Source organism: Hymenobacter sp. YIM 151500-1, from assembly GCF_025979885.1.
GTDB lineage: Bacteria > Bacteroidota > Bacteroidia > Cytophagales > Hymenobacteraceae > Hymenobacter.
In genome coordinates this window covers 467237-480542 of sequence record NZ_CP110139.1, presented here as the reverse complement: position 1 = coordinate 480542, position 13306 = coordinate 467237, and the positions used below count along the sequence as shown (strand labels likewise).

Here is a 13306-nt window from a genome sequence, read left to right as displayed (position 1 = left end):
TGGGAAACCGGTGGAAAAGGAAAAAAGCCCGACCGGCACAGCCAGTCGGGCTTCGAGGCAGAACGTGCTACTCGACCTTGAGGGTGAAGCTTTGGGCCTGCCCGTCGATGCGCGTCTTCAGGTAGTAGGTGCCCTTGGACAGCGACGCCGGCAAGCGGAACTCGGTCTGGCCGGCTTGCAGCGGCACGGTGAGCAGGCTCACGAACTGGCCCTGCTGGTTGAACACCTGCACCGTGGCGCGCTGGGCTGCTGTGGCCTGCAAGCGCAGCGTGGCTTTGCCGTCGAGGCTGGGGTTGGGGTAAGCGTCGAGCGTCGGCGTCAGGCTCGCAGCGGCTAGGGGGCTGGCGGCCGTCAGGCTGGCCGTGCTGGTTTTGGCCGCAGTAGCGGTGGCACTAAGGTCGAGCTTCCACTGCTGGTTGCTGCCGCCCAGGTACGCCCACGACTTGACGGGAGCACCGTCACCGGTGGCACTGGGCCCGCCGTACACGTCCAGCACCTTGCCGCTCGTTTTGTTGGTGAGCTTGAAGTAGCCGTCAGAGGTTGCCTCCACCTTCCACAGGCGGTTGTCGCTGGTGCTGTTGCCGAACTGAAACACCTGCACGCCGTTGGTGGTCAGGTCCGAGTAGCCTCCGTTGGTCTGCGGGTTCGTGTCCAGGGCCAGGTTCTTGCCCGAGCACTGCGCCGTCAGCGTGTAGTAGCCGTCGCGCACGTGGGTGAGCTGCCAGCGCTGGGCGTCGCTGGAGTTGGGTCTCCACTGCCGCACCGCTGCCCCATCAGCCGTTGAGGAGCTGGCCACGTCCAGGCGCTTACCCGAGTGGCGGGCGGTGAGGTTGTAGATGCCATTGGCCGGTCCGGCAGGCTCAATCTTCCACTTCTGGGCGTCGCTGTCGTTGGGGGTCCAGATCTGCACGTTGGTATAGGTGCCGCGCGTGCTTTTGCCGTCCACCACGTCCAGGCGCAGCTTGGGGCTCTGGGTCATTACGGCTTCGGGCGTGAGGTAGAAGAAGCCATTGCCGGCGCTTTCCACCAGCCAGCGCTGCCCCGAGCCATAGAGCTGCACCTTTGAGCCTTTCCGGATGCCGCCGGTGTTGTCGGCGTCGAGCTGCTTGTTTTTAGCACCCACCTGAGCCGTGATGGTATACACGTTGCCCCCAGCGTGCTCGAAGTACCAGTTCTGCGGAGCCAGATTGTTCTGGTCCCACACGCCCACCTGCTGGCCGTTCTGGTCGGTGCCGCCGGCCACGTCCAGGCGCTGGCTGGCTCCGCCGTTGCTGGGCACCAGCTTGGTAGTGAGCGTATACACGCCGTTGGCCAGTAGCTGGCCACTGGGCGTTGGGGTGCTGGTCGTGCCGCTGGGCGTAATGTCAATCAGAATGGGGTGGTCAGGAATGGCAATACTGCCCGACAGGTTGATGGTGCTCGTGCCCGCGCCCAGGGTTTGCACGGCGGTGGTGCCGTTAGTCAGGGGCAGGTAAATTTTCACCTCGCTGGCCGTTAGGCCGTTGAGCTTGAGCGTGGCCGCCTCACTGCCGGTCTGGCCGATGTGGCTGGGCTTGTCGGCCCACAAGGCTAGGATGTAGTGCCCGTTGCTTTTTTGCAGCAGCGTTTGGTGAATCTCGTTGGTTTGGTGGCGGCGGTCGTCCACGGTGCCAATGCCGCTGGCCGTGGTCAAGGTATAATTCAGCGAGCCGGTGTTATCGTTGGCGTGGCCGGGGTCCCGGAGCAAGGCAAACAGACTGGCCAGCGCCCGCCCCGACTGCTTCAGTGAGCCGTCGCCGTTGGCGATACCAAACTTGTCGTTTTCGTCAACCAGACTGTAAATGAAGGTCTTATCTACTTTAGCGTTCAGCAGCTCGAAGCTATTGCGCAGCGTGTATTTAGCCCGCGACAATTCACTGTCGATAGGCGTATCACCCTGCGGCTCGTAGAAAAAGCCCCACTCCGTAACGGCCTTGGGCTTGCTGGCGTTGCCGGTCCACTTATCCATGGCCCACAGGCCCCCCACGTCGCCGTGCCCGTCGCGCTTCAGGGAGAAGTCCTGCCAGATCGGAATGATCTGCTTGCCGTTGTCGGAGCTGGTGTCCCAGCTGTAGGCGTGAAAATTGGCGTGAGTGCTGTACGCATCGGGGTTAGGCCAGGTCAGGTAGGTGGCCGCCGCGCCGGCAGCAGTCCACGTGAGCACCTTCAGCCCCTTGGGCTGGGCCAGGCCATAGATAAACTTTTGCAGCTCAAACGAGTTGGGGAATTCGCCGAAATTCAGGTCGTACGTTTCGTTGGCTCCTTCCACGCCCCACACCACGCCGGGCGCTTCCATCCACTCGGCGAGCTGGTCGGTCAGGGCTTGTCTAGTATCGCCGCCGCAAGTGAGCAGCAGCTTCAGGCCCTTTTGGCGGGCATAGTCGCGCCATTCGCGGCGGTACGCACCGGGGTCGTTGGTTTCGCCGGCTATGCCAACGCGCACGTAGCGGAACCCGATGTTTTCCAGGGCCAGCTTAGCACCGGCTCCCTGGCCGTCGCGGTGCTTCCAGTCGAAGCGCGTGCCGATGCCGATGGTTTCCAGCATCTGGTCGGCGGGTATAGCTTTCGTTTGGGCCTGAAGGCTGGCCGGGAGCAAGGCCAGGCCAAGGGCCGCCGTGCTCAGCCACGCGCCGCAGCGGGGTAAATGAGAAGAGATAGAAAAGGACATTGGAAAGGGAATGGTTGGTGGAAAAGAGGGCCGTAAGCAAAGGGCCGCCGCGCTGTGCGGCGGCCCTGCGAACGTAGTGTAGCACTACCGCTGGCTACTCGACTTTGAGCGTGAACTGCTGGGGCTGGCCGTCGAGGCGGGTCTTGAGGTAGTAGGTGCCCGGCGGCAAGCTGGCCGGCAGGCGGAACTCGGTTTGTCCCTCACGCAGGGGCACCGTGAGCAGGCTCACAAACTGGCCTTGCTGATTGAACACCTGCACCGTGGCCCGCTGGGCTTGCTTCGACGTCAGGCGCAGGGTGGCTTTGCCGTCCAGGCTGGGATTGGGGTAGGCGTCCAGCGTGGCGGCTTCGCTCGGGGCAGCCAGTGTCGTTAGGTTGGTGGCGCTGGTTTTGGCTGCGGTGCTGCTGCTCACCAGGTCCAGCTTCCACTGCTGATTGGTGCCGCCCACGTAGCTCCACTGCGTCACGCGGGCCTTGTTGGCTGTGGCCCCGGTGCCGCCGTACACCTCCAGGACTTTACCGCTGGCTTGGTTAGTGAGCTTATAGTAGCCGTCAGAGGTGGCTTCAATTTTCCAGCGCTGGGCAGCCGTAGGATTGGGGTGGTACTGCTGCACCTTGGCCCCATTGGCCGTGCTGGAGCTGGCTACGTCCAGGGCCTTGCCCGAATGCTGGGCAATCAGCGTGTAGTATCCGTTGCCTACATGCGTTAGCTTCCACTGCTGGTTGAGCCCGCTGGCCGCACTCCACTGCACCACGCGGGCCGTGTCGTAGAGGGCCAGGCCGTACACGTCTAGGCGCTTGCCCGAGTGCCGGGCCGTGAGCGTGTACACCCCGTCGGCCACGGAGCCAGAAGTCGAGTTGCTTAGTACTTCGATGCCATTAACAAAGGCATTGTCCACCGAAGCTGGGCCGAAGCTGATGACCACCTGCCCGCTGCTGTTGGCCGTGGCCGTGAATTCTTTCACCAGGGCTTTGTTGGCACCGGCTTCCGCCACCACATCCAGGTCTTTCAGCACGGTGCTGCCGTTGATGCTGACGTTGAACTTGCGCTGGCCGGCCAGGGTGAATGAGGTTTCGGCGAAATGCAGCCGCACTTTCTGCGAAGTGCCGGCGCCCAGGCCCGCTACGGTAGCCGTAAACGTACCCCACCGCCCGCTCTGGTACACGGCGGCCGGAGCGGCGTTGGTTGTCCCGCTGGTGGCAATGGTGTTGGTCGAGCTGAACGTGCTGCCTCCGCTGATGCCAGCATCGGCTGCGAAGGGCGACACGGCCGCTCCGCCCACGTTAATCTGCCGCGACGTGGTGGTGACGGGCGTGGTAGTACCCCCGCCGCCCAGCTCAATAATCAAGGGGTGGTCGGGCACCTGCACGGTCAGCGACGACAGGCTGCCCGACGGGGTGCTGGTGGGCGAAGAGTAACCGCCGGTCAGGGGCTCAAACGTCTTAACCGTGCTGAAAGAGCGGCCAAAGTTCACGGTTACGCTCTTGCGGGCCGGAAAAGCATCCTTCAACTCGTTCCAGTCCCAGCTGCGGCCTTCCTGCCACAGCACTACGTAGTAGTTGCCATTAGCTTTCTGAAAAACCAGGTGGTTGACGCAGTTCTCGATGCCGTCGTAGCCGTTGTCGCCGGTAGCCGAGAATTCCTTGAAGCACACCCCGGAGCCGCTCAGCGAGTAGTCGAGGGCGGTGGTGCTGATGCCCGCGTTGCCGGGGTCGCTCAGAATGGAAATCAGGTTTTTGACGGCGGCCCCGGAAGGCTTCAGCGTACCATCTTGGCGGGCCAGGCCGTAGCGGCACTCCGTGCAGCCCGACCCGTCACCTTCCTCGTCGCCGTTGAGCAGCTCGTACATAAAGGTCTTCACGAAGCCCACGTTGAACGAGCCCAGCAGGGCGCGCATGTAGTAGCGGGCCGAAGCACCTTCGCTCATCCCGGTCTGGTCGTTGCTGGCTAAGCCGCCCGTCGAAAAGCCGACTTCCGTAGCTACTAGGGGCTTGGTGGGCACCAGCCCGCTCCGGATGGAGGGAATGTAGCCTTTGCCGCCGTTCCAGTCTTCGCGCAGCGTTTTAAAGTAGCTGGACAGCGGCGGATAGCCTTTGTCGCCGTCGTGGCCCCAGAACTTGTGGTAGGGGTGCAGGTTGCCGTAGTCGATGCGGTCCTCAATGTTGGGGTCCTCTCCGAACTTGATAGTGCCGAAATACGACCACGACAACACCTTGATGCCTTTGGGGTGAGCCGCATCCCAGAGCACTTTCTGGTGGTCGAGCAGCCGCTCGCGCCGGCCGTCTCCCCTGATGTCGGTTTCGTTGGCGCCTTCAATGCCCCACACGTTCTTGGCACCCCCGGCCGCCTCAATCTGGGCCGCCACGGCCGCGGCGTTCTTGTTGGAGTCGCCGGAGTAGTAGTCATCCCCGTAGAGCAGCAGCAGCTTGATGCCGGCCCCATCGGCAATGGCTTTGGCGTCGGCAATGTTGCCGTCGCGGTCCGAGCGCACATAGCGGATGCCCGTGCTCTTCAGCAGGTTCACCACGGTGGTTTTGCGGTCAGCATACTGCCCGCGCTCCAGATGGGTACCTACGCCAATGGATTCCACAAATGCGTCGGCAGGCTTCACGGGCTTCTTTACCTGGGCCGAAGCTGCCGCCACCAGCAGAAAATAAAACAGCCCGGTCAGTAAAGCCGGCGGCCAGTGGCGGAAAAATGCAAACGACGAGGCTCGCAGTACGTTTTTTTTCATGGGTGTAGACGTGGTGTAAGGAAATGGAAAGTGAGCAGAAAAAGAGTTAAGGTGAAAAATTTAGTATGCTTGTAATCTGATGGTTACGTATTCAAACAGCAGTCCGGCCTCATTGCTGTTTTGCACTTTCACAACCTGGCAGCAGCCGGAACGGAGCCCGGTGCCGCAGCAGGCTAATCGGTTCTGTACAATCAGTGGCCGGCATGTAGCCTATAGCCAATCCATGTGCCACACACCCGCGCAGCTTCCACAGGCGCCATTTTATACTACAAGTGCTTTAGAACTAGCACGTTATTCTTGGCTGCCGAAACCCTGCTGCGCCGGCTGCCTGGGCGGAGAGGCTATAGTATTTCTCGCTTTTTTCAGCGTTGCCTCCAACTAATTGGAGGTAGTTTCCCAGCGGATACTCATTTTCACTACCCGGCGGTGCCTACCCGAGCAGCCCGGTCCCAGGCGCACCAGACTTGGCTTGAATTCCGCCCCTACCCCTGCTGCCACAACCCGACCAAAGCCATTCCTGCCCGACCATCCTTTACTCCCTCGTGCTCCTGTTGCAGCCTTTCCTGCTAGCAGTATCTGGGCCTCAGTGGGACAGCGCAAGCTGAAGCTTACGCCACATGAACATCTTCCTGCGGACGGTACTTGGTCCTCAGAGACAGCGCCCTAGCGCGGTGGCCCCGCAACGTATGCCGCCTTGCGTCGGGCAGCGGCTGTTGAGCTGGGGTTCAGGCCTGGCCCCGAAGCAAGCCGCCATTCGAGCGACGCAACGGATGCGGAGTGGGCGCGTATGCAAACCACCTTTTGCCCGCATGCTGGCCCCGCTGTATTCGCTCCTTGGCGCAAGAACAGCGAAACCTTCGTGTGCCAGTGCCAGCACAGCCGCCTTCTGCGGCACTATACGTGGTAAAAAGCACGTAGCATTATCGGCAGGCATGACGAAAGCAATGCCCTACGGGAGCCGTAAAAACGTCTCTCTGGCACCTGAGAAGACATTTTTTGTGAAGCCGTTAAGAAAGCTGAAAGACGGTCATGCTCCATCTGGCGTCCGCCTGTCGAAGCATCTCTCCCGATTCGTTGAGCAAGCGTTAATAGTTAGCCAGAGGTAGAGATGCTTCGACTGCGGCTGCGCCTCCGCTCAGCATGACAGTGGCACCACAACGAAGCGGTAGAGCTGCTTCGACAGGCTCAGCAGGACGGTCTTCCAGCTTCCTTAATCACTTCGGTGTAACCAGATAGTAATAACCTTACTCCCACAGCGGGTAATGCTCCAGGTGCACTTCCTGCCCGAAGAAAATGCGGGTGCTTTCCTCGAACGAGCGGGTGAAGTCGGAGACGTAGAAGTGGTGTGCCGGCGCTGCCGAGCCGGGGCGGGCGGCCAAGCCGTGGTGGTCCAGGTACTGCTGCACGTGGCGGGCCACCACATCGGAGGCGTCCAGCACGGCCACCCGCTCCTGGTAGAAATCCGCAATCTGGCTTTTGATAAGCGGATAGTGCGTGCAGGCCAGCACCAGGGCTTCAATGCCATCCAGAGCCGGATTGGTGAGGTAGGTTTCGATGACGTTTTCGGCAATGGAGTTGTCGAAAAAGCCTTCCTCAATCATGGGCGCCAGTAGGGGCGTAGCCAACGACCGAAGCTCCACCTGCGCATCGAGGTCGTCGATTTTCTTGCGGTAGACGTTGCTGTTCACCGTCTGCTTGGTCCCGATGAGCCCCACGGTGCGGCCGGCGTACTGCTGCCCCACGTGGGCCACAATGGGGTCGATAACGTTGAGCACCCGCGCCTTAGAGCCCACGTACTCGCGCACCAGCTCGTAGGCTGCCGCCGAAGCTGAGTTGCAGGCAATCAGAATCACTTTGCACTGCTGCTTGAGCAGCAGGTCGCAGATTTTGACGGCGTAGGCCTGGATGGCGGCCGTGCTTTTGTCGCCGTAGGGCAGGTGGGCCGTGTCGCCGAAGTACACCAGCCGCTCGTGGGGCAGCACTTGGTTCACGGCCCGGGCCACGGTCAGCCCGCCAATTCCGCTATCGAATATCCCGATGGGCCGGGCAGCCAAATCAGTAGAACTCATACAAGGCGAAGGTAGCCGATAAAGAGCTGCAAGCTGTCAGCTGCCAGCCGCAAGCCGACGTCCGGATGTTAGCACGAATGCTTGCAGCTGGGAGCTTACCGCTTGCAGCTCCTAACCAAACAGCCGATTTTCCTATCTTACCCACCTGTTCACTTGTTCTGCGTAGCGTATGAGTAAGATTCTGGAAGAAATCGACCAGGCATTGGCTTCCTTCGATTCCAGGCACGGCCGCCCGGTGGCTATTGAGCTGGGCGAGCGGAAGTACACCCAGCTGGTGCTCGATGTGGCCCACGTACACGCCGACGGCGGCGAGCTAACCCATAACACCGGCCGGCCTCTCGCCTACCGCGGCCTCGAAATCCTGCGCGACGACCAGCACGTGGACCTGGTGCGGGTGATTTAGTTTCCGGCCAACGATGCACTGGCGCCCCTGCCGCCGCAGTTAGCGCGCAATGAGCAGCCGGTACTTGCGCCGGGCAACGTGGTCCGACACGCTGACTGTGTGGTAGCCATTGCGCACTGCTTCCGGTAGGCGCAGAGTTAGGGCGTTGTCGCCGGCCACGACGGTGGCCGTGGTCTGGTACACGGTGCGCCCCAGGGCATCGTGTATTTCGATGTGCAGGCGCCCGGCCGTAGCGGCGCGGTGCTGCACGGTTACCTCGGCCGCGGCCGGGTTGGGATACAGAAACTCCCGCCGAGCAGAAGCCCCCCGCGCGGCGGCAGCGGTGCTGGCTTTATCTTCATGCGTCGAAACACTGCCCCGGCTAGCCACGGCGCTGCTCTCCACCGCCTCAAACCGCCAGTGCTGATTGCCGAGGCCGGTTCCTACCACCTCTTGCAGTAGCACGTACGCGACGTTGGCCGCCGAGCCGTCAGCCACGGTCAGAGCCTTGCCGCTGCATTTAGCAGTGATTGTATAGTATACGTCCCCGATGGGCGTAATCTGCCACTGCTGGTTGTCCTGGCGGCGGTAGGCCTGCTGTACAATCAAGACCTCATTCGCGCAGGTGGAGTCCTGCACGGTCAGGGCCAGGCCGCTGTGCCGGCTCAGCACCTTGCAGTAGCCACCGCCCACCGACTCAATGGCAAACTGCTGGTTGACGTCGCCGTGCCGGGTATACTGGCGAACAAGCCCGCCCTCGGCGCGGGAATAGTCCCACACGTCGAGTACGCTGCCGCTGTGCTGGGCGGCCAGCAGAAAGTGGCCGTGAAACACGGCGCTGCTGTCGGTGCGGGTGCTGTCGCGCCACAGGGCCGCGGCCGGGATGAGCTGCTTCGGCACGCCGGGCCCTTCGTAGCTCACGTGCAGCGTTTCGTAGCCGCCGCGCTCAAAGAACACCACCGTTACGGCGTGCTTGCCGGCCTTCAGGCCAATGGTGCCGGACTGCTCCCAGTAGGCGTGCAGGCCGTCGTTGGCTACCACCTCCTGGGTGCCGATGTAGAGCTTGCTGCCGTCGTCGGAGCCCGCGTAAAAGGTGTACTCCCCGTCCTGGGGCACCTCTACGTAGCCCTGATACCGGAAAGCAAAGTCGTCGTTGCGCAGGCGCGGCGCCAAGTCGAACCCCGCCGCCAGCCCCGACTTCCGGACTGCCAGAGCCGCAAAATCGGGGAGCTGGCTCCAGGAGGTGCCTTCGTAGTACTGGTAGCGCAATCCGGCCAGCGGGGCGGCCACGCTGTCGGGCTGGCGCAGCGGAGCGGCCCTGACGGTATCGGCCTTGGATTCGTTGGTGAAGGCGTCGAGGGCCGTCACGCGCAGGTTGGCGTTGGGCACGTAGCGGTTCGGGAAGGTGTACTCCAGTGGCTCGCCCGGCAAGATGGTGGCCACGCAGCTTGTGCTGTCGTACACCCGGTACGCTACCGTGGCCACATTGTCGAGGGCGGGGCGCCACCGCACGCGCGTACCCTGGGCCGTAGCCGTGGCCTCCACCTGCGGGGGCGCCTCCGGGGCCGTTACATCTTCGGCGAGGCCCAGCAGCTCGTACAGGGCCTTGAGCTTGGGCGTGTGCAGGTTGCGCACATCGTCGGTGAGCCCAAAGCTGCCCCAGCGGGTGTACCGGCTCGCCAGCACAAAGTACATGGCCAGCTCGCCACGGATATCGGGCTCGTCAAACCAGTTGGTACGCAACCCGTGCAGAATGACGTCCTTGATGCCAGCGTCCCGGTTGGCCCGAATCTGATTGGGCGTGTTGGTGGCCTCGTAACCCGATTTATTGTCGGCGCCGGCTTCGTAGGCCAGGCAGTGCAGGCCGTACAGGTCGGCTATTTCGCGCATGCCAATGGGGCCGCTGCCGCTAAGCCAGTTGGTGGCCGGGCTCCGGCGGCTGCCGCGGTCAGCGTCGCTGTTCACCAGCATCCGCTGATGAATCTGCGCCACGCTGGCGCCGTCCGGTATGCCCGAGTCGTTTATATAGTGCGTGCCGCCCACGCCGTAGAGGTAGGTGCGGGCACTGCCCGCGCCGTAGGTGTGCTCAAACCACTCCAGCATGCAGCTGTAATAAGGCACCCACACGCCCACGCCCCAGGCAAACACCGGCCGAATCTGGGTACCGAAAGCCGTGCGGCTGCCGGGGCTGAAGGCTTCCACGAATATGTCGCCCAGCTGCTTGGTGCGGCGCAGGTGGTGGCGGCCCACCCACAAAAACGTGGTGTCGTTCGGGTCGCACTGGGTGGTAGCGTCGTTCAGGGGCGTGGTGGGGCCGCCGGCCAGCTCGGCCCTGACCTCGGCCACGGCCGCTGCCCTGGTGTAGTGGTACTGGCTGAACTCGTTGTTCCAGACCTCGTTGCTGTTTTCGAGGTAAATCCGCACCTGCGGGTTGGTAAGCGTCTTTTTCAGCAGGGAGGCCAGCTGCCGGACGTAGTCGTCGGAGGCCGACACGGGGATGTTAATCCAGAGGTCGGCGCCGGTGCGGTTGGCCAGCTCCACGGCGTACTCCCAGGGCGCATGGGGCGTGCGGGCATCCGTAATGCGGGGCCGATCTTTCCACTCGATGGTGTGCGGGAAGGTAGCTTCGTTGTTGTTGGTGCCGGTCCAGTCCATAAACCGGATGGCGCCGTAGGGCTTCACGGCGTTGATAAACTCCTGGGTGAACAGGTCGTTGGGCCGATTGTGGTAGCCCGGCCGAATCAGCTTCAGGTCACGCACGCCGCCTTGCGTCCCGATAAACTCCATCGACAGCATCCCGGCCCACCAGCCGAACTCCACGTCGGCGGTGGTGGTCGTGGTGATGGAGTCGTAGCGCAGGTTGGTGACACGGTAAGCACCGGGCTGGCCGTTGTTGCGCAGGCTGGCCATCTGGCCCTTGAAAGACAGCTTGTAGGTACCGCCCAGGTTTATCTGAACATTATCGTCGGGGCACTGCGGGCAGGTGCCGCCCTGCCACCACACCCCAAACGGGCGAAAATCGAAGAAGATGGTTTTGAAATCGGTAGTGGGCCACCCGTGCTGGTCAACCGGCGCTGGGCCGCTACCGTCCCGCCGCTGGTACACGCCCGCGGTTTTTGCCACGTCCACCAGGTCCAGCTGCACATCACCCAGGTGCGATAAGCCAATGCCCATACGGTCGCCGTACGTGGTCTGGGCCCGCAGCTGGCACACATTGCTCAGGAGTAGAAACAACAGCAGAAGCGCCAGCCAGCCCCGCCCGTTCCGGGAGGGTAGCAAGCCAAGATTGGCGGAGCGGGTTTGAGGTGCTGAGTCGAGTTGTTTCATGCGCCGCCTGATAAATAGTGCAAATTTTTATTCTAATTATTTAATAATTATTGATGAATACAAGCTCTAGCGTATAAAAAGGCGGACGATGCCCACAGCGGGGCCCAAATTGGGCGCGTACCTTTGCGGCTATGAATTTGCTTTCTGCCGAGAATCTCTCGAAAAATTACGCCGACCGGTGGCTGTTCCGGGACCTGAACTTTGGCCTGCAACAGGGGCAGCGCGTGGCCCTGGTGGGCATCAACGGCTCGGGCAAAACCACGCTGCTGCGCATCCTGGCCGGCCTGGAGCCACCCGATACGGGCGAAGTAAGCGTGCGGAAAGACACGCGGGTGGCCTTCCTGGGTCAGCAGCCAGTGTTTGACGAGGCCCTGACCGTGGAGCAGACCATCTTCGCCAGCCAGAACGACACGCTGGCCGCCATCCGCGACTACGAGCACGTGGTGAATGACCCCGCTCACTCGCCGGCCGACTTGCAGCGGGTGATGGAGCGCATGGACGCCTACAACGCCTGGGACTACGAGGCGCAGGTGAAGCAGATTCTGGGCCGCCTGGGCATTCTGGGCGACCTGCTGACGCGGCCCGTCAGCCAGCTCAGTGGGGGGCAGCGCAAGCGCGTGGCCCTGGCCCGCGTGCTCATCGAGGAGCCCGACGTGCTCATCCTGGACGAGCCCACCAACCACCTGGATCTGGCTACCATCGAGTGGCTGGAAAACCGCCTGGCTTCCCCCACCCTCACCCTGCTCATGGTGACCCACGACCGGTACTTCCTGGACCGCGTGGCCAACGAAATTGTGGAGCTGGACCAGGGCCGCGTGCACCGCTACCAGGGCAACTACTCCTATTTTGTGGAGAAGAAAGCCGAGCGGGAAGAGCAGGAAACCGCCGAGGTAGAGAAGGCCCGCAACTTGCTGCGCAAGGAGCTGGAGTGGATGCGCCGCCAGCCCCAGGCCCGCGGCACCAAGCAGAAGGCCCGCATCGACGCCTTTTACGAAACCCAGGAGAAGGCCCGCACCAAGCTGAAGGGTCCCGAGCTGGAGCTGTCGGTGAAAACCACCCGCCAGGGTGGCAAAATCATCGAGGTGCAGCACTTGCACAAGCAGTTCGGCGACAAGGTAGTGCTCCAGGACTTCAGCTACGTGTTCAAAAAAAAGGACCGTATCGGCCTGATTGGGCCGAACGGGGCCGGCAAGTCCACGCTGCTCAACATGCTCACGGGCCAGCTGCCGCCTGACCGTGGCCTGGTGGACGCGGGCCAGACCACCGTGTTCGGCTACTACACCCAGCAGGAGCTGGAGTTCGACCCCCAGCAGCGCGTTATTGATATTGTGAAGGAAGTGGCCGAAGTGGTGGAAATGGCCGACGGCAGCACGGTTACGGCTTCGCAGTTTTTGCAGCACTTCCAGTTTCCGCCGGCCCAGCAGTACACCTTGGTGAGCAAGCTGAGCGGGGGCGAGAAACGGCGGCTGCAACTGCTGCGCGTGCTCATCAAGAACCCGAACTTCCTGATTCTGGACGAGCCCACCAACGACCTCGACATCATCACCCTGAACATCCTGGAAGATTTCCTGCTCAACTTCCAGGGCTGCCTGATTATCGTATCGCACGACCGGTACTTCATGGACGCGCTGGTGGAGCAGGTGTTTGTGCTGGAGCCTGGCGGCAAGGTGCGCCCGTTCCCCGGCAACTACACCGACTACCGCGAGTGGCAGCGGGAGCAGGAGCGCGAGAAAGAAGCCGAAGCCAGCCGCCCCGCCAAAACCGCAGTTTCAGCCGCCGCAGTTACCGCGGCCCCAGCGGCTCCCGCTGCCAAGCGCCGCGCCACGTTTGCCGAGAAAAAAGAGTACGAAGCCCTGGAAAAGGAAATTGAGCAGCTGGAAGCCCGCAAGCAGCAGCTGATTGAGCAGCTCAACTCCGGCACCGGCACCCACCAGGAGCTGGCCACCTGGGCCGCCGACCTCAAGCGCACCGACCAGGACCTTGACGAGAAAGGCATGCGCTGGTTGGAGCTGGCCGAGCTGGTATAAATCACAGATTAGGCAGATTGATAGGATTTCACAGATGGTAATGCTGCACCTATACCTCTGTGAAATCCCGCCAATCTGCCT

Annotated in this window: 6 protein-coding genes; 2 read left to right on the top strand and 4 right to left on the bottom strand. The window is 62.2% G+C overall.

Annotated features, from left to right (window positions below; translation table 11 throughout):
* Nucleotides 1–67: 67 nt before the first annotated feature.
* From OIS53_RS01970 to murI, 3 genes are all read right to left on the bottom strand, one after another.
* Nucleotides 68–2686 (bottom strand): RICIN domain-containing protein, encoded by a 2619-nt coding sequence (locus OIS53_RS01970; protein ID WP_264680713.1) that lies wholly within the window; start codon nucleotides 2684–2686, stop codon nucleotides 68–70.
* A 94-nt stretch (nucleotides 2687–2780) separates the two neighbouring features.
* Nucleotides 2781–5420, bottom strand: a complete 2640-nt coding sequence (locus OIS53_RS01965) for an RICIN domain-containing protein (protein ID WP_264680712.1) — start codon at nucleotides 5418–5420, stop codon at nucleotides 2781–2783.
* A 1244-nt stretch (nucleotides 5421–6664) separates the two neighbouring features.
* Complete coding sequence (gene murI / locus OIS53_RS01960; protein WP_264680711.1) at nucleotides 6665–7489, bottom strand: glutamate racemase; 825 nt, start codon at nucleotides 7487–7489, stop codon at nucleotides 6665–6667.
* Nucleotides 7490–7658: 169 nt separating this feature from the next.
* Here murI and OIS53_RS01955 point away from each other — a divergent pair, with 169 nt between their 5' ends.
* Entirely contained in the window at nucleotides 7659–7892 is a 234-nt protein-coding gene (locus OIS53_RS01955) for a hypothetical protein (protein WP_264680710.1), read from the top strand.
* 39 nt (nucleotides 7893–7931) lie between these two features.
* Here the strand turns inward: OIS53_RS01955 and OIS53_RS01950 are convergent, their stop codons facing one another.
* The gene (locus tag OIS53_RS01950) at nucleotides 7932–11198 is read right to left on the bottom strand and encodes an RICIN domain-containing protein (protein ID WP_264680709.1); all 3267 of its coding nucleotides are present in this window, start codon (nucleotides 11196–11198) and stop codon (nucleotides 7932–7934) included.
* Nucleotides 11199–11329: 131 nt separating this feature from the next.
* On the opposite strand from OIS53_RS01950, the gene OIS53_RS01945 reads away from it, so the two are divergent.
* Entirely contained in the window at nucleotides 11330–13225 is a 1896-nt protein-coding gene (locus OIS53_RS01945) for an ABC-F family ATP-binding cassette domain-containing protein (protein ID WP_264680708.1), read from the top strand.
* The last annotated feature ends 81 nt before the right edge of the window (nucleotides 13226–13306 follow it).